The organism is Candidatus Pantoea symbiotica, assembly GCF_056491525.1.
In genome coordinates this window covers 1,741,632-1,760,197 of sequence record NZ_JBSZHR010000002.1, presented here as the reverse complement: position 1 = coordinate 1,760,197, position 18,566 = coordinate 1,741,632, and the positions used below count along the sequence as shown (strand labels likewise).

Sequence of the window (18,566 nt, the reverse complement as noted above, 5' to 3'; positions counted from 1 at the left end):
TTGTTACTCCTGATCTTGTTTACTACGTAAGAATTCAACGGTGCGGCGAGTCCATTCGGCTTCTCGCTCGCAGGTCAGCGCGGCATCGTCCTGCCACGGCAACCAATGTTCGACGATTTGGTTAATGCCTTTATCCGCCGGGCGCACGCTGGCGATCATCCGGTCGTAATCCAGCAAGCCTTCGCCCATTGGGCAACCGGCAAAGGTAAAGCCGACCCAGCCATCACGACGCGTGAAAGCAAAGTCTTTGATGTGCAGATTGCCGACGCGCGCGGCGGTGTTGGCAATCACCTGCTCTGGCAATTCGAGTCCGGCGACACAGTTGGCGGGATCGAGACACACGCCGAGCCACGGCGACAGGAACTTGTTGATCACCGACATCATCGCGCCGCTGTTCACCTGCTCGTATGTCTCCAGACAGAGACGCACCTGCTGGCGGGCAAAATCTGGCAACACCGCGCCAATCAGCGCGGCAGCTTCGTCGAGCGAAGGACGGTGATCGGCGGTGTAGAACATCGAGCGTATTACGCGCGCATCGAGGATTTCCGCCATATGCAGATAACGACGCAGATGCTCTGTGCCAAGGCCGCGCGTGCCGAGTTCCAGCGTGATGCCGAGCGCATCGGCCTGCTGACGCAGCGTCAACAGCTGTGCGTCAGACCAGCTTTCAATCGCCGGGTAGTCGCAGATTTGAAACACCGACACATCGAGATCGGCGGTCTGTTGCAGCATCTGCTCCAGCGTCAGCGGATGAGGTACTTTCGACGACATGCGCCAGAAAAAGGCGTAGGTACTGAGTCCGATACGGCTCATGAATCGAGCTCCTGAGCCAGCTCACTGGCTTCATCAATTATTTGTGCCAACGCGTTGGGATCGTGGGCAAAGCGCCCCAGGAACAGGCCATTCACGTCCGCGCCAAGCCGCTGAATCAGTCCCGGACCCGCGCTGCCGCCGTAGATGATTTTGAGAGTGATGCCGGGCGGCGTAGCGAGTTGCTGCAACCCGGCGCACACGGCGCGGATGTAGCTGTCCGGTGCCGGTTGCGGCGCACCAATCGCCCACTGCGGTTCGTAGGCAAAGAACACTTCGCCCTTTAAGCCCTGCTGCGCCGACTCGGCCAGCGCTTCGGCCAGCTGCTGCAGGCACAGTGCGATCGCCTGCTGCGGTTCTGCCTGCACTTCTTCACCGATGCACAGCACCGGCGTGATGCCGTGACGCAGCGACATTGCCACTTTGGCGGCAATTTGCACTTTATCTTCGTGGAAATGACGACGGCGCTCAGCGTGACCAATTTCGGCCAGCGAGCAGCCCAACTCCTGCAACATGCTGGCGCTGACTTCGCCAGTCCAGGCTCCGTTCTCCGCCTGGCAAACATCCTGGCCGCCGAAGCGCACTGGTGTGTTAGCGAAGATCTCTGCAACCGCCGGAATCGCCGGATAAGCCGGTAACACAAACAAGCCCACTTCGCCGTTTTTCACCGCAGCATGGTTGGCTAATGCCGCCACATCGCGACACCATTGCAAGGTTTGCTGGTAGCCGAAGTACATTTTCAAACTGACGCCGAGCCAGATTTTTGGCTGAGACATGCTTCAAGCTCCTTGTTCAGAGGCACTGTGTTCTTTTAGCAGATCGCCGACGGTATTGACGATCAATGCCAGCGAAATCGCTCCGGCATCCGGCGTGCCAACACTTTTTTCTGCCAGCGGACGCGCGCGCCCCATTTTGGGTACCAGCTGGGCGGTGTCCTGCGCGGCTTTATCGGCCACCTGCGCCGCCTTCAGCCAGGCATCAGTTAGTGACGCGCCAGCGGCAACGGCGTCGTTCAGGCTGTCGCTAAACGGCACCAGCACATCCACCATGGTTTTATCGCCGACGCGCGCTTTACCAAAGTGCATGATGCCTTCTTTCGCTTCACGTACGCCGGTTGCCACGCGCTGCGCATCTGGCGTCTGACGATCGCCAAGCGCGGTACCCAACGCGGTAAGCGCCACGCCCCACAATGCGCCCGACGTGCCACCGGCTTTATCGGCCCACGCATCCGCCGCGCGGCACAGCAAGCTGCCCGCACCGGCACCGCGCGCCGCAACTTCACGCGCCTTCTCAACCGCGCCCAGCACGCCGCGCTCCATGCCGATACCGTGATCGCCGTCGCCGGCCACCGCATCGATATCGCCAAGACGCTCAGCGTTACGCTGTAACATTTCTGCCACTGCTTCGAGCAGCTGCAGCACGCGTTTCGCGCTCTCTTGCGATTCGGCTGTAGCTGCTGGCAAGGCTTCTTCCGTGCTTTCCACCAACTCTGCGGCGCTTAACGGCTCGGCCACCAATACGCTGCCTTTACGGTAAGCGGGCGTATTGGTCGGCGCACGCCACAAAGTTTCCAGCTGATCGTCCAGCCACATCAGCGTCAGTGACGCACCAGCCATATTGAAGCTGGTGACAAACTCACCGACGTCCGGCTCAACCACCTGCAGCTTAGCCGCCTCCAGCAGTTGCGCAACGCGACGATAAACGACAAACAGCTCTTCATATTTCACCGAGCCCAGCCCGTTGAGGATCACCGCCACGCGCTGACCTTCAGCCTGCGGGATGTCGGCTGGCAGTTCATTGAGCAAGCGCTCCACGAAGATCTCGGCCAGCTCATCCGCACTCGGCATGTCGGTCTCTTTGATCCCCGGCTCGCCGTGAATGCCAAGTCCCAGCGCCATGCGCCCTTTTTCCACTTCAAACAGCGGATGTGAAGCACCCGGCAAGCTGCAACCGGAAAACGCCACGCCAAATGTACGCGTGCGGTTATTCGCGTGCTGTGCCAGCTGCAACACCTGTGATAAATCGTGACCCGCTTCAGCTGCGGCGCAGGCGGCTTTGAACACGCAGAGATCGCCTGCCACACCGCGACGCTTCTCCAGCTCATCTTTACCCGCGCTGGAGATATCGTCGGTTACCGCCAGCACTTTACAAGCGATGCCTTCCGCGCGCAGACGCTCGCAGGCCTGGCCGAAGTGCAGCACATCGCCAGCGTAGTTACCGAACATCAGCAATACGCCCGCGCCGTTATGGGCCGCTCGCGCCACGTTGTAGATCTGCTGTGCCGACGGCGACGCGAATAAGTTGCCCATCGCCGCGCCGTGCGCCAGACCTTGTCCAACCAACCCGGCGAACGCCGGATAGTGACCGGACCCGCCGCCCACAATCACCGCCACCGTATTCGGCTGGCTGCGGGTGCTGCGCACCACGCCTCCGGCGACCTGACGGACTTTATCGGCGTTGGCGGCAACAAAGCCTTCGATAAGCTCAGCGGCAAAGGCTGAAGGTTGGTTAAACAGGTACGTCATATTAATGCTCCTGAGCTAAAGAGGTCGGCCGAGACGGCGAGCGACGGCGATTAAGTAACAGCATGAGGAACGCGGACAGCAGCATGAATCCACCTACCACAAACATCGGCAAGGCGTAGCTGTTGGTGGCGTCATGCAGTGCGCCGGTGATGTAGCCCGCAGAGAAGCCCGCTACATTTCCTAAGGTGTTGATCAAGGCAATGGCTGCGGCGGCAGATGCGCCGGTCAGGAATTGCGTCGGTAAGGTCCAGAAGTTCGGCAGCGCGGCGAAGATGGAGCTGGCAGTAATCGCAATCACCATGATGGTGGTGAACGGCGAATCCATATATAGCGCCAACGGCACGCTGATGCCGCCTGCCAGCGCCGGAATGGCGATGTGCCAGGTTTTGCAGCCACGACGTGTGGCATCTTTCGACCAGAAGAACATCACCACCGCCGCGATCAGGTACGGCACGCCGGTAATCAGCCCTTTCTGCATCACGTTAAAGGTGGTGCCAAACTGCTGCTGGAAGCCCGCGATGATGGTCGGCAGGAAGAACGCCAGCGCATACAGGCCATAGATAAAGCCGAAGTAAATCAGGCATAGCATCCAGACGCGGCCGTTACCCATCACCGAACGCAGGCTATGTTTTTGATGGCCCTGCTTCTGTTGATGCTCGGCTTCCAGTTCGGTGGTCAGCCAGGTTTTCTCTTCGGCGCTCAGCCACTTGGCTTGACGCGGCGAATCCACCAACCAGAACAGTGCGACGATACCAATCAGAATCGCGGGAATTGAGACGCCCATAAACATCACGCGCCAGCCTTCCATACCAAACAGGCCATGCTGCTGAATCAGTGACGCGGCTAAAGGTGCACCGAACACCACCGTCAGCGGCTGCGCAAGATAGAACAGCGACAGGATTTTGCTGCGATGACGTCCCGGCACCCACATGCTGAGATAGAGAATCGCGCCAGGGAAGAAGCCGGCTTCAGCGATACCCAGCAACAGACGCAGCGTATACAAGCCTTCCACACTGCTCACCCAGGTGAACAGCAGCGAGACAATGCCCCAGCTGATCATGATGCGCGCCAGCCAGCGACGCGCGCCGAACTTATGCAGCGCCAGGTTGCTTGGCACTTCCAGCAGGATGTAACCAATAAAGAAGATGCCCGACGCCAGGCCAAACTGCAGCGCGGTGAGGCCAAGGTCTTGCGTCATGCCGTTGGGGCCGGCAAACGAAATCGCGGTGCGATCGAGGAAGTTGATAAAGAACATCAGCGCCACGAACGGCACTAAGCGCCAGGAGATTTTTCGGATGGTGGATTGTTCCACCGCCGTCATTGTTTGTTGGTTCATAACGCACCTCCACGACGTGCGTGAGTGATCATTTCTTTATGTGGTGTTGACCAATCGCCAAAGAGGCGCTGGCTGCAGGAGTACTGAGAGGTACGGTGTAAATGACACATGTTCGAGTCCTCGATGGGTCTTCTTGTACATTGGTATAGTCATGCGAACATATGAACACTACACGGATAATTGTGCATCTCTCAACTGCAACACGTGAAAGTGTGAGCGGCTTCATGAGATTTGATTTTGGTCAATTTATCGGATTACTGCGCCCATCCAGCGCAGCAAAGGCGGTTTGACAGGGTTTCCTGAGGAATTCAGGCGCGATCCTGAAGGCAATTCATATGAACAGCCATTGAACATATGATTGTATTTATGGCAGGCTAACCATGAACATATTCTCGCCTGCTGAACAAACGTGCAGGCGTCATTGCACACCCTGCTGGAGAACGACGATGAAAACTATCGCAATTGGCGCCGATGATGCGGCTATCGAATTGAAAAATGTGATTAAAAAGCTGCTGGAAGAGAAAGAGTATGTGGTGACGGATTACACTAATGACGCGCAAAACGACCGTCCGATGTACCCGGATGTGGCATTTGCGCTCGCCACCGCCATCCAGAAGAACGAATTTGAGCGCGGTATTCTGCTGTGCGGCACCGGCATCGGTGTGGCGATTGTCGCTAACAAGGTGGAAGGCGTGCGTGCAGCGCAGTGTCACGACACCTTCTCTGCCGAGCGTGCTCGCAAGAGCAACAATGCACAGATCATGACCATGGGCGCGCGCGTCATCGGGCCTGAGCTGGCGAAGAACATCGTTAATGCCTGGCTGGCATCGGAGTTTGAAGGTGGCGGCTCAACCGCCAAAGTTGAGAAGATTGGTTACTACGAACAAGTATCTCACGCTAAATAAGCGCCGACGTCGCACCTCTGGAGAACCTTATGTCTACACGCCGGGAAAGAGCCAACGCCATCCGCGCTTTGAGTATGGATGGCGTACAACAAGCCAATTCGGGACATCCGGGTGCCCCGATGGGCATGGCGGATATCGCTGAAGTCTTGTGGCTCGACTTTTTGCAGCACAATCCACGCAATCCCAACTGGGCTAACCGCGACCGCTTTGTGCTGTCGAACGGTCATGGCTCAATGCTGATTTACAGCCTGCTCCACCTGAGCGGTTACGATTTACCGCTCAGCGAATTAAAAAATTTCCGCCAGCTGCACTCTAAAACTCCAGGTCACCCGGAATACGGTTACACCGCAGGCGTTGAAACCACCACCGGCCCGCTCGGTCAGGGCATCGCGAACGCAGTCGGTTTTGCCATTGCCGAGCGCACGCTGGCGGCGCAGTTCAACCGTCCGGGCCATGACATCGTAGACCATAACACCTACGTGTTTATGGGCGACGGCTGCATGATGGAAGGCATCTCACACGAAGTCTGCTCCATCGCCGGTACCCTGAAGCTGGGCAAACTGGTTGCCTTCTACGATGACAACGGCATCTCCATCGACGGTCACGTTGACGGCTGGTTCACCGACGACACCGCTAAACGCTTTGAAGCCTACGGCTGGCACGTGGTGCGCGGCGTGGACGGTCACGACGCAGACGCAATTAAGAAAGCGGTTGAAGAAGCCAAAGCGGTTTCCGACAAGCCTTCGCTGCTGATGTGCAAAACCGTGATTGGCTTCGGTTCGCCGAACAAAGCCGGTACGCACGATTCGCACGGCGCGCCGCTGGGTGCCGATGAAATCGCGCTGACCCGTAAGCAGCTGGGCTGGAATCACGGTCCGTTTGAAATCCCTTCAGATATCTACGCGCAGTGGGATGCCAAAGAAGCCGGCCAGGCGAAAGAGTCTGCGTGGGACCAGAAGTTTGCTGCCTACGCCGCTGCACATCCGGAACTGGCTGCGGAGTTCAAACGTCGCGTCAACAACCAGCTGCCGGCTAACTGGGCAACCGAATCGCAGAAGTTTATTGAGCAGCTGCAGGCCAATCCGGCGAAAATCGCCAGCCGTAAAGCCTCGCAGAACGCCATCGAAGCCTTCGGTAAAATCCTGCCGGAATATCTGGGCGGCTCTGCTGACCTGGCGCCAAGCAACCTCACCATGTGGTCCGGTTCTAAACCGATCAATGAAGACGCGGCGGGCAACTACATCCATTACGGCGTGCGCGAGTTCGGTATGACCGCCATCGCCAACGGCCTCGCGCTGCACGGCGGCTTCCTGCCGTACACCGCCACCTTCCTGATGTTCGTCGAGTACGCGCGCAACGCCGCACGTATGGCCGCGCTGATGAAAATCCGTCAGATCATGGTCTACACCCACGACTCGATTGGTCTGGGCGAAGATGGCCCGACGCATCAGCCGGTTGAGCAGATGGCCAGCCTGCGCGTGACGCCAAACATGAGCCTGTGGCGCCCGTGCGACCAGGTTGAGTCTGCGGTGGCGTGGAAGTACGCTATCGAACGTGTTGATGGCCCGTCGGCGCTGATCTTCTCGCGTCAGAACCTGGCGCAGCAGGATCGTAGCGCTGAGCAGCTGGCTAACGTGGCGCGCGGTGGTTACGTGCTGAAGGACAGCGAAGGTACGCCAGAGCTGATCCTGATCGCTACCGGTTCAGAAGTGGAGCTGGCGGTGAGCGCTTATGAGCAGCTGACGGCGGAAGGCCGCAAGGTGCGCGTGGTGGCTATGCCATCCACCGACGCCTTCGACAAGCAGGACGCGGCGTACCGTGAATCCGTGCTGCCGAAAGCGGTTGCCGCACGCGTGGCGATTGAAGCGGGTATCGCGGATTACTGGTTCAAATACACCGGCCTGAACGGTGCGATCGTCGGCATGACCACCTTCGGTGAGTCAGCGCCTGCGGATAAGCTGTTCAAGGAGTTTGGCTTCACCGTTGAGAACGTGGTTAATACGGCGAAATCGGTTTTGTGATTTCAGGTCGCCATTAATGGCGACCCTACGGTTGTTTGGCGAGGTTTTCGTAGGGTGCGCATTCATGCCAACCCGACAAAATAAAGGGCGGCTCTGTTGAGTCGCCCTTCTTACTACGCGGTGATACGAATGATCTTTTGCGTCATGCTCATGGCAGAATCAAACGGGCCGGTATTGCGCACGATTTTCACCATCACGCTGGCGCCCACCCACAGCTGATACAGGCTTTCTGCCACACGGCTCGGTTTATCATCGATAGACAGCGAACCTTCCTCAACACCCGCTTCTAACGCATCCGCCAGTCGCGCGATAATGCCGGCCGTGCCGGTCTGTAGCGTGCCGCGCATGCTATCCGAGAGATCGGCAACTTCCGCGCCCAGCTTCACCGCCAGACACTTGCCCTGACAATCGGAGAACGATTGCGATTCACGCCACAGCTGCCAGTAATTCATCAGCCGCTGGGCCATCGTCAGGCCCGGCTGACTCAACGTCGCATCAAGCTCAGCCAGATAATCATCGAAGTAGCGCGCCAGCATATCCACCCCAAAAGCCTCTTTCGAGCTGAAGTAGTGATAGAACGAGCCCTTGGGCACACCGGCATCGGTGAGGATTTCATTTAATCCGACAGCCGAAAAACCCTTGCCGGCCATAATGCGTTGGCCAGTGGCAAGGATGTGATCGCGGATTTCATTGCTATGCAATTGGGATGTAGTCGTCATAGCGTTAGATTACCAAATACTAGACCAGTCGTCTAGATGCAGAGCATGCGTTTACTACTGCGATAAGCTGCGTGCCGCTTTCTCGATCACCGCCGCAATCTCTTTAGGCTGTGAGGCGTAAATCGCATGATTTCCTTTTAACTCCGTCACGCTGCTGTGCGCACGTTGCGCCATAAAGCGTTCCAGTTGCGGATTGATCGCGCGATCTTCGGTTGCTACCACCGCCCAGCTGGGTTTGTTTTTCCACGCTGGCGCACCGGCCGGTGCAGCAAAGGCCGCGACAGCAGGCATCACCTGAGAACGCGCCAGCAAATCGGTCTCTTTAACGGGCAAATCGGCGGCGAAATCAGCGTGGAATTTTTCCGGTTTCAAATAGAGATAATGGTCGGGCGTTTCAGCGATGGATTGCGCGGCGGGCGGATATTTTTTCGCCAGACTCAACAGCGAATCCCCTTGATCTGGCTGGAACGCGGCAATGTACACCAGGCCAGCAACCGACGGATCGTTACCCGCATCGCTGATAATCATGCCGCCATAACTGTGTCCGACCAGCAGTGATTTGCCCTGCTGCAATGCCAGAACGCGTCGGGTGGCTGCCGCATCATCAGCCAGCGAAGTTTGCGGCTCCTGCACAATCGACACTTTATAACCGGCTTTATCGAGAATGCGCGCCACCGGATTCCAGCCCGAGCCATCCACAAACGCACCGTGAACCAGCACAATGTTTTTCACCGGCTCAGCCAGTGACGCCTGCGCATACACCGACAGAACTGCGCCTAACGCTAACGTGGTTAATGATTTTTTAAACATGATTTTTCTCTCCACAATTTTCACGATGCAAAACATAGGAGGCGAACAGCGGCTCGCCTCCCGATGCGTTTATTGCGCCAGTTGCTTGATCAACTGTTGCGCCGTCTCTGCTGAAGAAGTTGGGTTTTGTCCGGTAATCAGCAAACCATCGCTGACCACATAAGAACTCCAGTCCGCGCCTTTCGAATACAGACCGCCCTTCGCAATCAGCTCGTCTTCCACCAGGAAAGGCACCACCTGAGTCAGGCCGACCGCCTCCTCTTCGCTGTTGGTAAAGCCGGTGACTTTACGGCCTTCTACCAGCGGTTTTCCTTCCGGCGTTTTGACGTGACGCAGCACGCCCGGCGCATGACACACCAGTGCAACGTGCTTATTCGCAGCCAGGAAGCCTTCGATCAGCGCGATGGAGTGCTGATCTTCTGCTAAATCCCACAGTGGGCCGTGGCCGCCTGGGTAAAACACCGCGTCGAAATCGGCTGGCGATACGCTGTCCAGACGCACGGTGGCGGCGAGTTGCGCGGTTGCTGCGGCATCCGCTTCAAAACGATGCGTTTGCTCAGTCTGGAAATCCGGCTCATTGCTTTTAGGATCTAACGGCGGGTTGCCCCCTTTTGGCGACGCCAGCGTGATTTCTGCGCCAGCATCTTTGAATGCGTAGTAAGGCGCGGCCAGCTCTTCCAGCCAGAAACCGGTTTTACGTCCGGTGTTACCCAATTGGTCGTGTGAGGTTAAAACCATAAGAATCTTCATCATCAATCTCCTGCTGCTGGATTTAAACATCTAAACTAGACCAGTCGTCTAGCGCTTGAATTCAAAGTAACAGCTAATAGACCAGTCGTCTAGTGGTTAAATCATTTTTTTACTGAAATGAAATGCGCCGCTGTTTCTTATCTTTCGATTAGCTTAAGCGTACTCTATCCCGATTTGCCCTTTCTCACGGAACCGAAAAATCATGTCCACCCTACGTTTGCTGATTTCTGACTCACACGATCCCTGGTTCAACCTCGCAGTAGAAGAGTGTATTTTCCGCCAGATGCCGACAACGCAGCGCGTGCTGTTTCTTTGGCAGAACGCCGAAACGGTGGTGATCGGGCGCGCCCAGAATCCGTGGAAAGAGTGCAATACGCGGCGGATGGCGGAAGACGGTATCAAGCTGGCACGACGCAGCAGCGGCGGTGGCGCGGTGTTTCACGATTTGGGAAACTGCTGCTTCACCTTTATGGCCGGCAAACCGGAATATGATAAATCGGTGTCAACGGCGATTATCCTGCGCGCGCTGGAACAGCTTGGCATTCCAGCTGAAGCATCGGGTCGCAACGATATCGTGGTGAATGTGGATGGCGAGGTGCGCAAGATTTCCGGATCTGCCTATCGTGAAACGCCGGATCGCGGTTTTCATCACGGCACATTTTTGATGGATGCCGACCTTTCGCGTCTCGCCGATTACCTCAATCCAGACATTAAAAAATTACAGGCGAAAGGCATTACCTCGGTGCGCTCACGCGTAGCCAACATTGCCGATTTGGTGCCGGGCATCAGCTTTGACGCAATCTGCCGTGAGGTGATTGCCGCGTATTTCGTTTACTACCAGGAAGAGTGCGAACCGGAGCATATTTCCCCCGCCGCACTACCTGATTTGCCCGGTTTTGAAGAACAGTTTGCGCGGCTAAGCAGCTGGGAATGGAATTTTGGTAACGCACCGGATTTTTCGCATCAGTTGAATGAGCGCTTTGTCTGGGGCGGCGTAGAGATCCATTTTGATGTGGAGCGCGGCGTGATTTCTCGCTGCCAGATTTTCACCGATAGCCTGAACCCTTCACCATTAGAAGCGCTGGCGTTACGTCTGCAAGGCGCGGTATATCGACCTGAAACCATGTTGGCGCAATTAACGCTTTTGAAAACGGAATATCCGGAACAGATTAATGAACTGAACGAGCTGGAAAGCTGGCTGGTGGTGAGTGTGAGCTAAGTGGAAATCGGTCGCCATAAATGGCGACCCTACATTTGTTTGGCGGTTTTTTTGTAGGGTGCGCATTCATGCGCACCTGGTTGCATAGACAATTTATTACTTATTCTCTGCCTGAATAACTAAATCAGGTTCCTTACCCACCAAAATCAACGTCAGACTAAATGACATGATAAGCGCAATGGCGACGCCAGAAACGGCCCAGATAAAGTACGGGCCAATATAGGCTGGCAGACTGAATATACTGGAAAGAATATAGCCATATAAACGCACGCCAAAGAAACCGATAAAGGCTGAAGCCAGCGCACTGGAAACTGTTGCCGCGATAAAGGCTTTTTTGTAGCGCGTTAATACGCCAAACAGCGCCGGTTCCGTGATGCCTAATAACGCTGAAATCGCGGCTGAAAGCGTGACCACTTTGTCCTGACGATTTTTACTTAATTTCCAGATAGCAAATGTCGCTCCGGCGATCGACATATTTGCCATAAACATCATCGGCATCAACATGTCATAACCGCGATCGCTAAAGTTCTGTAGCGCAATCGGTGTCATCGCGTGATGCATGCCGGTTAGCACGGCAACCGGGCGAATGGCGCCGACAATTAAGCCAGCAAAGCTCGCTGAGATACTGAATAAGCCCTCAATAAACAGCGCCAAACCTTTGCCAAGCCAAATCCCCATCGGGCCAATCACCACTAGCGCGGTCAATGCCGCGAGGAACAGCGTCAAAGTTGGGGTAAATACGGTTTTCAATACTTCCGGCATAATGCGATCCACCCAGCGATGGATATAGCTGAGCGCCAGGATAGAGAAGATGACCGGGATAACGCTGGAGGCATAATTAAATACCGAAACTGGCAGCACGCCCATCAGCCAAAACGCGCTCACTGCGCCCTCCTGATGCGCCGCCAGCGCTTTTGCTGCATCAATCAAAGAGGGATACATTAAACAAGCCGCCACGGCCGCGGCTAAATACTCGTTGGTTTTGAAAATTTTGGCGGCGGAGACCGCTAAAAAGAACGGCAGGAAATAGAACACGCCGCTGGCAATTAAATCAATCACCATCACCGTGTCACTTTTGGCCGAGACCAGCTGCAACGCCACTAATCCAGCCAGCAATCCTTTGATCATCCCTGCGCCGGCAATCGCGGGAACAATCGGTCCAAACACGCCCGAGACGGTATCCATAAACAGCGATATCAGGCTTTTACGTGTTTTCTCATTTTGCGCCGGCTGTACGCCATCATTATTTAATACCGGAACGATTTGCTCATACCAGCTATTCACCTTGGGCCCGATAATAATCTGGAATTGTTCGCTCTGCATTTGCGCGCCCAGCACACCGGGCAAGGTTTTAATTTCGCTCTGGTTAACTTTATTGTCATCAATAAGGTCAAAGCGCAAACGCGTCATGCAATGCCAGACTTTATTGATATTATTCTTCCCACCCACTAAGTGGATTATATTTTTTATTACTTCCTGCGTTCCCATACGTGCTCCTGAGGGAAGAAAAACAGCCTGATGAAATCTGCACTGGATGGTAATAAATGACACCGGACAAAACAAACCAATAAATCATGACTGCGATCACAAAAGCCGCTGCATCAGACTCATTAAGCCCTAAACTGGCGAATTGGTCTGTTTTATGGCGATAAACGCTCTGATTTACTGACCAATATTTATTGCCCAAAAAAGGGTTTGCGTCTCTATAAAAACCCGGTAATGATACGGCAAAAGTAGCTTATCAACATGCCTTGATATTGCGTGCAGTCACTGCACCACAGGAGTATTTCTCGTGACCCCAACCATTATTGAAAGTATTGAGTGTTTTATTACCCGACCCGATCGCCATAACCTTATTACCGTGCGTGTTACCACCAATAAAGGGATTATCGGTCACGGCTGCGCCACCTTTCAACAGCGTCCTTTAGCGGTTAAAACCATGGTGGATGAGTATCTGGTACCGCTATTAACTGGACGCGATGCCAACAATATTGAAGACCTGTGGCAGATGATGAACGTTAATGCCTATTGGCGTAACGGGCCAGTGACTAACAATGCCATTTCGGGCGTGGATATGGCGTTGTGGGATATTAAGGCGCAGTTAGCCGATATGCCTCTTTATCAGCTGTGGGGCGGTAAAGCGCGCGATGCAATTGCGGCTTACACCCATGCCAGCGGTGAAACACTGGACGAACTTTATACCTCGGTCGATAACGCCTTAGAGAAAGGCTATCGCCATATCCGCTGTCAGCTGGGTTTTTACGGCGGAACGCCCAAAGAACTCAACGCACCGGAAAATAGCACCTCAGGCGCTTATTACTCGCAGCAAGAGTACATGGCAAATACGGTTGAGATGTTCCGGGCATTAAGAGAGAAATACGGACATCGTTTCGAAATTCTGCATGACGTGCATGAGCGCTTATTCCCACAGCAGGCAATTCAACTGGTTAAACAGCTTGAGCCGTATATGCCCTATTTTCTTGAAGATGTGCTTCCTCCCGCGCAAACCGGTTGGCTAGAGCAGCTGCGTCAGCAAAGCGCGGTGCCATTAGCCTTAGGTGAATTATTTAATAATCCAGCGGAATGGCACGAGTTAATTGTTAATCGTCGCATCGACTTTATTCGTTGTCACATCTCACAGATTGGTGGCATTACGCCAGCGTTAAAACTGGCCGCGCTGTGTCAGGCATTTGGCGTGCGACTGGCATGGCACGGACCGGGCGATATGACGCCGATTGGCGTGGCAATCAATACACACCTGAATATTCATCTGCACAATGCAGCAATTCAGGAATTTATTCCGAGATCAAGGCTGACGGATGCCGTTTTCCCTGGCGCGCCGGAGATTAAAAATGGCTATATTTATCCACCACAAGCATCGGGTATTGGCGTCGGCTTTGATCAAGCGTTAGCGGAAAAACATCCGGTGGTTTACCGTCCGCATGAATGGACGCAGAGTCGCCTGCCGGACGGCACCATTCACACGCCATAATTTAGCGCTGTTGCTGGCGGAAACGCAGATTATCCGGGTTATGCGGAATCAAATAAGTGCAGGTGTAATTAATATCAACGATGTCGCTGATTTCATACACCTGCCCACCTTGCAAAATACCACGATTAATAATGTGCATAGCCGGACTGCCTTTTTTACAGCCCAGTAACGTCGCCTGTTCGCGATTAACGCTAATTGCGCGGTAGCTGGTGAGTAAATGTGAGATTTGATAGCCTTTGGACAACACATATTGCTGTATTGAGCGCTCAATAATGTCACCGTTGAGATCGCTAAATAAGGTTGCTGGCATGCGCGATATTTCAATCTGCACGGCCACATTATCGACATAGCGCAGGCGGGAAAACTCCCAGATAAAAGCATCGTCGTTAATAGCGAATATCTGTTGCTCGTCACTGTCGGGCCGTCTTTTACGCAGACTGATTGTGCGATAACGCATTTGGTCAAAGCGCTTTTCGGTGATCGAATTATACACCAGCGGGTTATTGCGCACCGTCTCGTTAATCCAGATGCCCGATCCCTGCACGATACGTACCGCCCCGATACTGACCAGTTTCTCCAGTGCTTGCCGGATGGTGAAACGCGATACGCCATACTCTTCGGCCAGCTGGCGTTCAGGCGGTAATTTGCGTGGCGCGGAGGTATCTTCCTGATAGATCTTGCTCAGCAAATCCTGGGTAACGAACTCTTTCTTTTTCATGGGATTAGCCTGCTCCTGTGTTGTGTTCGCAGATGATAACACGATGTTATGAGGAGAAAGGGTTAGGTGTGCATCAATGGGCATAGGTCGCCACGAATGGCGACCCTACATGTATTACTGCACCAGAAAGGCGATCAGTGTTGCATCCCTTTCTCCCGTCAGCGCGGGTAATGGCGCGGTATCGCTCACGGAATCGCCCTTGTGCAACCGTTCATTATCGATACGCACAATGCCGTCCAGCACGGTAATCCAGCTAGAATAGCCTGCACGCTGTGGCACATCCACCTGTTGGCCGCGTTCCAGTTTCAGGTCATAAATATATACCGCCTGATTCAGTGGCAGCGGCGCCTCGCTGCCGTGCGGCCCTGCCAGTAACGTCCATGCGTTTGCTGCCGCACCGTCCACACGAGTAAAGGTATTGACCTGCGGTTCACCGCCGGTTTTTGCTGGGCGAATAGTGGCCTGCAGCATTTCGGTTTCGATAAAAGGCGCAGACTCGGCAAAGCGTATCCCGCTACCGGCACTCAGCAGCAGCGCGCGTTTGGCGTTGAGGGAATGCGTTTCCCCCTGCTCGGTGCTGTGCAGCAGCGAACCGCGCAAAACGTAGCTGAAAATCTCACTGTCCTGATGCGAATGCAGCGGGATGGTGGCATCCAGCTGCAGCGTCATTTGATCGATAATCTCCAGCGGTCCAAACGCTTCACCAGGACGCTGACGGCGAATGTTAAACGGACCATATTCAAACAGCTGATCGCGTTGGGCGCGCAGAAGGTTCATGGTGTAACTCCTCGATGATTTTTCTCTGTCCACCATCATAGAGATCTGGAAAATCATGAACAGCAGGCAAAACTGCTCGCTTAAATCAAAAAAACTGAACAACGATTAAGTGCCTAAATAATAAGATCAAGTTAATGTTTTTATTCATCGCCAGCGCAGGTTTAATTGCGTAAAATAGCCGCTTTATTCTGTGAGTGTAATAATCATGAACCGAAGCGAACAGATTCTTGCCGCCGCCGAGCAGTGCATGCGGCAAAAAGGTTTTCACCAGACATCGATTCAGAATATTGCCACTCAGGCCGACGTCAGCATCGGTTTAATTTATAAATATTATAAAAATAAAGAGGCGATCATTGAGGCGTTAGTCACCAGTGTGGTGCAGCGAATGATCACGCTATTGAATGCTGATTTCGAACGTATCGCACATATGAAAGGACATTATCATGAAGCGGAAGATATTGTGCCTGCGGCCGTGGAAAACAGTATTATTCTGCTGATGGAAGTGTCGTCTGAAGCCACGCGTAATAATAGCATCCAGCAAATTATGTTCGATGCCTGGCATGAGCTTAAAAATAACTTTATCGCTCAGGAGCAGGCGCTGCATCCCGAACAGGACGCCAATGCCATTCATACCCGCTTATATGTGATGTCGCTGATTATTGACGGCATCATTATTCGCCGCTGCATGAAGCAGCGCGATATCGCACCGGGCTTTATGCCGTTTTTCAATGCGGTGGTGAATGACATCTACCCGCACAGTGCTGCCTAATCTCAACCGAATAGATGCTGGCTGAGAATGCCGTTCACGCGCTGCATTTCATTCTGATCAAGGTCGCTATCGCCAAAAGCGCGGCAGGCGACGCCATCCACCATCAGCAATAAAAATTGAATACGGTTGGCACGTTGCGTTGCGTTGGTTTCAGGTGTTTTTGCGGCAAAACGCACATCTAATTCGGCGAGTAATAATTGCTCCTGCTGGGCCAAAATGGTGCGTACCGATTCATTACGCGACGCCTCAGAATACATTTCCAGTAATAATTTCCGGTCCTGACTCGGCCAATGCTGCCAGAATGGGGAATCGGCGTTGATAATATCCTGAGTCGATTGTTGCGCAGGTAAATGTTGTACTAAAAACTGGCGCCAGTTCTGTGCGATGCTTTTGATTGTTTCCGTGACAATTAGCTCTTTACTGCTGAAGTAACGATATATTTGCCCTGCCCCTAAAGCGGATTCACGGCTAATATCCGCCATGCTGGCGCCATGAAATCCGGAGCGACTGAAACAAACTTTTGCCGCATTAATAATCTGCTGCTGACGCTGCAAAAAGAATTCGTCATGTTCAGAGTGGCTCACATTAGCTCCGAAAAAGAATTTATCGTTTTAATTGCGTTATCATACGCGATGCGTATCCGGTGAGAAACCATGACAATGTTTCCAATATTTGCGGTTGGTGCGCATAAATGCGCACCCTACGAAAAACGCGCCAATCCTTTGTAGGGTCGCCATTTATGGTGACCGAAAGACAATTAACTGACGAGCATTACGCAATTTATTGCGTGCTCATTATTTCAGACTCTTTCAACGCCGTGCCGCCGCCCATCACTTTATAGAAGGTGATCAAATTCAGGTAATAGGCTTGCTGCGTACTCACCAGACTGGTGCGGGCACTGTACAGCGTGCGCTGCGCGGTCAGGGCATTGAGATAAGTATCAACGCCGTTGCGATAGCGCAAATCCGCCAGATGGTAATAGGTTTGCGATGCCGCCACATTACTCTGCTGACTGCTGAGCTGATCGTTGATGGTGCCGCGACGCGCCAGCGCATCCGCCACTTCCTGGAAGGCGGTTTGCACCGCTTTCTCATACGCCGCCACGTAATACTCTTTCTGTGCTTTGGTGTATTTCAGGTAAGAAACGTTGTAGCCACCCTGGAAAATTGGCAGCGAAATGCTCGGCGCAAACGACCAAATGCCCGCCCCATTTTTAAACAGCGTCGAGAGATCGGCACTGCCGACGCCGCCGCTACCGGTCAGCGTAATGCTCGGGAAGAAGTTGGCACGCGCCGCACCAATACTGGCGTTAGCAGATTTAAGATTATGCTCGGCTTGCAACACATCAGGGCGATTTAGCAGCGCATCCGACGAGACGCCCGCCGGCACCTCACGCAATGCGTTACCAATCGACTCAATGCTGTCCGGCAGCAGGTTATCCGGCACGCTGCGGCCCACCACCAAATCCAGCGCATTTTTATCCTGCGCCACCAGCGTGGTGTAGCTGGCGACATCGGCCTGCGCAGATTGATAGGTGGTTTCCGCAGACGAGACATCCACCATCGAAGCGATGCCATTTTCCATCTGCTTACGCGTGACCTGCCACGATTGACGCGCGCTCTCGGCGGTCTCTTTGGCAATCGCCAGATTGCTGCGATCGGCGGCGAGTTGCAGCCAGTAATCCACCGTGTTGTACAACACCGTCAGGCGCGTGCTGCGAGCGCCCTGCAGCGTGCCGAGATAGGTTTCATACTGCTCGCGCGTCAGGCTCTGGTTTTTGCCAAACAGATCGAGTTCAAACGAACTCACGCTGCCTTCCGCCGAATAGCTGTTGCTGATGGCAGTTTGATTGCCTTCGCCGGTTAACGCGCGTGAACGCGTGCCGCTCACGCCTGCGCTGAGGGTCGGGAACAGATTGGCGCGCTCTTCGCCATATTGCGCATGCGCAGACTTCACGCTGGCCACCGCTTCACGCAAGTCGCGGCTGCTATCCAGCGCCATCGCCACCACCTGACGCAGTTTGGCGTCGAGCACATAATCCTGCCAGCTCAGGTCGCGGTAGTTGCTGGCCTGCGTGCCTTGCAATGAACGATAGGCATCACCGCTCGGCATCTGGCTGCTGACCGCGCCTTGCGGGCGGTCATAGTGCGGATCGAGCGAGACACAACCCGACAGCAGCGCGGGAATTAATACCATTAAGAGTTTTGCCGACATG

17 protein-coding genes are annotated in these 18,566 nt (G+C 54.2%); 5 read left to right on the top strand and 12 right to left on the bottom strand.

Translation table 11 applies throughout. From position 1 onward, the window contains the following. Window positions 1-3: 3 nt before the first annotated feature. The 4 genes from ACXIZX_RS08765 to ACXIZX_RS08750 are packed head-to-tail and all read right to left on the bottom strand — an operon-like array spanning window position 4 to window position 4,671. Window positions 4-813, bottom strand: coding sequence for a sugar phosphate isomerase/epimerase family protein (locus ACXIZX_RS08765; RefSeq protein WP_179450962.1), 810 nt, complete (start codon window positions 811-813; stop codon window positions 4-6). Continuing rightward, window positions 810-1,586: a triose-phosphate isomerase family protein gene (locus tag ACXIZX_RS08760; protein ID WP_479403975.1), complete on the bottom strand. Its 777-nt coding sequence runs from the start codon at window positions 1,584-1,586 to the stop codon at window positions 810-812. The genes ACXIZX_RS08765 and ACXIZX_RS08760 overlap by 4 nt, the downstream gene beginning before the upstream one ends. A 3-nt stretch (window positions 1,587-1,589) precedes the next feature. Then, window positions 1,590-3,335 (bottom strand): dihydroxyacetone kinase family protein, encoded by a 1,746-nt coding sequence (locus tag ACXIZX_RS08755; RefSeq protein WP_179450966.1) that lies wholly within the window; start codon window positions 3,333-3,335, stop codon window positions 1,590-1,592. A gap of 1 nt (window position 3,336) precedes the next feature. Then, entirely contained in the window at window positions 3,337-4,671 is a 1,335-nt protein-coding gene (locus ACXIZX_RS08750) for an MFS transporter (protein WP_479403974.1), read from the bottom strand. Between the two features lie 446 nt (window positions 4,672-5,117). Between ACXIZX_RS08750 and ACXIZX_RS08745 the strand changes: the two genes are divergently transcribed. After that, window positions 5,118-5,576 carry an RpiB/LacA/LacB family sugar-phosphate isomerase gene (locus ACXIZX_RS08745; protein WP_008104031.1) on the top strand — a complete coding sequence of 153 codons (459 nt, stop codon included), beginning with the start codon at window positions 5,118-5,120 and terminating at the stop codon, window positions 5,574-5,576. A 29-nt stretch (window positions 5,577-5,605) separates the two neighbouring features. Further along, entirely contained in the window at window positions 5,606-7,597 is a 1,992-nt protein-coding gene (gene tkt, locus ACXIZX_RS08740; RefSeq protein ID WP_479403973.1) for a transketolase, read from the top strand. A gap of 113 nt (window positions 7,598-7,710) precedes the next feature. Here the strand turns inward: tkt and ACXIZX_RS08735 are convergent, their stop codons facing one another. The 3 genes from ACXIZX_RS08735 to ACXIZX_RS08725 form a co-directional block, all read right to left on the bottom strand. Further along, window positions 7,711-8,316 carry a TetR/AcrR family transcriptional regulator gene (locus ACXIZX_RS08735; protein ID WP_179450970.1) on the bottom strand — a complete coding sequence of 202 codons (606 nt, stop codon included), beginning with the start codon at window positions 8,314-8,316 and terminating at the stop codon, window positions 7,711-7,713. Between the two features lie 54 nt (window positions 8,317-8,370). After that, a complete protein-coding gene (locus ACXIZX_RS08730; protein WP_479403972.1) occupies window positions 8,371-9,126 on the bottom strand; it encodes an alpha/beta fold hydrolase in 756 nt (251 codons plus the stop codon). A 69-nt stretch (window positions 9,127-9,195) separates the two neighbouring features. Next, the gene (locus ACXIZX_RS08725; RefSeq protein ID WP_277966106.1) at window positions 9,196-9,876 is read right to left on the bottom strand and encodes a type 1 glutamine amidotransferase domain-containing protein; all 681 of its coding nucleotides are present in this window, start codon (window positions 9,874-9,876) and stop codon (window positions 9,196-9,198) included. 202 nt (window positions 9,877-10,078) lie between these two features. Between ACXIZX_RS08725 and ACXIZX_RS08720 the strand changes: the two genes are divergently transcribed. After that, on the top strand, window positions 10,079-11,095 hold the full coding sequence (locus ACXIZX_RS08720; protein ID WP_479403971.1) for a lipoate--protein ligase A: 1,017 nt from the start codon (window positions 10,079-10,081) through the stop codon (window positions 11,093-11,095). A gap of 96 nt (window positions 11,096-11,191) precedes the next feature. Here ACXIZX_RS08720 and ACXIZX_RS08715 read toward each other — a convergent pair whose 3' ends face one another. Then, window positions 11,192-12,583, bottom strand: a complete 1,392-nt coding sequence (locus ACXIZX_RS08715; RefSeq protein ID WP_479403970.1) for a PTS transporter subunit EIIC — start codon at window positions 12,581-12,583, stop codon at window positions 11,192-11,194. 304 nt (window positions 12,584-12,887) lie between these two features. Here ACXIZX_RS08715 and ACXIZX_RS08710 point away from each other — a divergent pair, with 304 nt between their 5' ends. Further along, window positions 12,888-14,087 carry an enolase C-terminal domain-like protein gene (locus tag ACXIZX_RS08710; protein ID WP_479403969.1) on the top strand — a complete coding sequence of 400 codons (1,200 nt, stop codon included), beginning with the start codon at window positions 12,888-12,890 and terminating at the stop codon, window positions 14,085-14,087. A gap of 1 nt (window position 14,088) precedes the next feature. On the opposite strand, the gene ACXIZX_RS08705 is transcribed toward ACXIZX_RS08710, so the two are convergent. Next, on the bottom strand, window positions 14,089-14,805 hold the full coding sequence (locus tag ACXIZX_RS08705) for a GntR family transcriptional regulator (protein WP_179450975.1): 717 nt from the start codon (window positions 14,803-14,805) through the stop codon (window positions 14,089-14,091). A 114-nt stretch (window positions 14,806-14,919) separates the two neighbouring features. Continuing rightward, entirely contained in the window at window positions 14,920-15,582 is a 663-nt protein-coding gene (locus ACXIZX_RS08700; RefSeq protein WP_479403968.1) for a pirin family protein, read from the bottom strand. Window positions 15,583-15,787: 205 nt separating this feature from the next. Between ACXIZX_RS08700 and ACXIZX_RS08695 the strand changes: the two genes are divergently transcribed. Next, window positions 15,788-16,351, top strand: coding sequence for a TetR/AcrR family transcriptional regulator (locus ACXIZX_RS08695; protein ID WP_479403967.1), 564 nt, complete (start codon window positions 15,788-15,790; stop codon window positions 16,349-16,351). A 2-nt stretch (window positions 16,352-16,353) separates the two neighbouring features. Here the strand turns inward: ACXIZX_RS08695 and ACXIZX_RS08690 are convergent, their stop codons facing one another. After that, on the bottom strand, window positions 16,354-16,935 hold the full coding sequence (locus ACXIZX_RS08690; RefSeq protein WP_479403966.1) for a TetR/AcrR family transcriptional regulator: 582 nt from the start codon (window positions 16,933-16,935) through the stop codon (window positions 16,354-16,356). 196 nt (window positions 16,936-17,131) lie between these two features. Beyond that, window positions 17,132-18,565 carry an efflux transporter outer membrane subunit gene (locus tag ACXIZX_RS08685; RefSeq protein ID WP_479403965.1) on the bottom strand — a complete coding sequence of 478 codons (1,434 nt, stop codon included), beginning with the start codon at window positions 18,563-18,565 and terminating at the stop codon, window positions 17,132-17,134. Window position 18,566: the final 1 nt, after the last annotated feature.

Coding starts and splice junctions, on each gene's coding strand:
- ACXIZX_RS08700 (WP_479403968.1), bottom strand. CDS start 15,582: ATGAACCTTCTGCGCGCCCAACGCGATCAGCTGTTTGAATATGGTCCG.
- tkt (WP_479403973.1), top strand. CDS start 5,606: ATGTCTACACGCCGGGAAAGAGCCAACGCCATCCGCGCTTTGAGTATG.
- ACXIZX_RS08755 (WP_179450966.1), bottom strand. CDS start 3,335: ATGACGTACCTGTTTAACCAACCTTCAGCCTTTGCCGCTGAGCTTATC.
- ACXIZX_RS08720 (WP_479403971.1), top strand. CDS start 10,079: ATGTCCACCCTACGTTTGCTGATTTCTGACTCACACGATCCCTGGTTC.
- ACXIZX_RS08735 (WP_179450970.1), bottom strand. CDS start 8,316: ATGACGACTACATCCCAATTGCATAGCAATGAAATCCGCGATCACATC.
- ACXIZX_RS08685 (WP_479403965.1), bottom strand. CDS start 18,565: ATGTCGGCAAAACTCTTAATGGTATTAATTCCCGCGCTGCTGTCGGGT.
- ACXIZX_RS08725 (WP_277966106.1), bottom strand. CDS start 9,876: ATGAAGATTCTTATGGTTTTAACCTCACACGACCAATTGGGTAACACC.
- ACXIZX_RS08765 (WP_179450962.1), bottom strand. CDS start 813: ATGAGCCGTATCGGACTCAGTACCTACGCCTTTTTCTGGCGCATGTCG.
- ACXIZX_RS08750 (WP_479403974.1), bottom strand. CDS start 4,671: ATGAACCAACAAACAATGACGGCGGTGGAACAATCCACCATCCGAAAA.
- ACXIZX_RS08745 (WP_008104031.1), top strand. CDS start 5,118: ATGAAAACTATCGCAATTGGCGCCGATGATGCGGCTATCGAATTGAAA.
- ACXIZX_RS08695 (WP_479403967.1), top strand. CDS start 15,788: ATGAACCGAAGCGAACAGATTCTTGCCGCCGCCGAGCAGTGCATGCGG.
- ACXIZX_RS08715 (WP_479403970.1), bottom strand. CDS start 12,583: ATGGGAACGCAGGAAGTAATAAAAAATATAATCCACTTAGTGGGTGGG.
- ACXIZX_RS08705 (WP_179450975.1), bottom strand. CDS start 14,805: ATGAAAAAGAAAGAGTTCGTTACCCAGGATTTGCTGAGCAAGATCTAT.
- ACXIZX_RS08760 (WP_479403975.1), bottom strand. CDS start 1,586: ATGTCTCAGCCAAAAATCTGGCTCGGCGTCAGTTTGAAAATGTACTTC.
- ACXIZX_RS08730 (WP_479403972.1), bottom strand. CDS start 9,126: ATGTTTAAAAAATCATTAACCACGTTAGCGTTAGGCGCAGTTCTGTCG.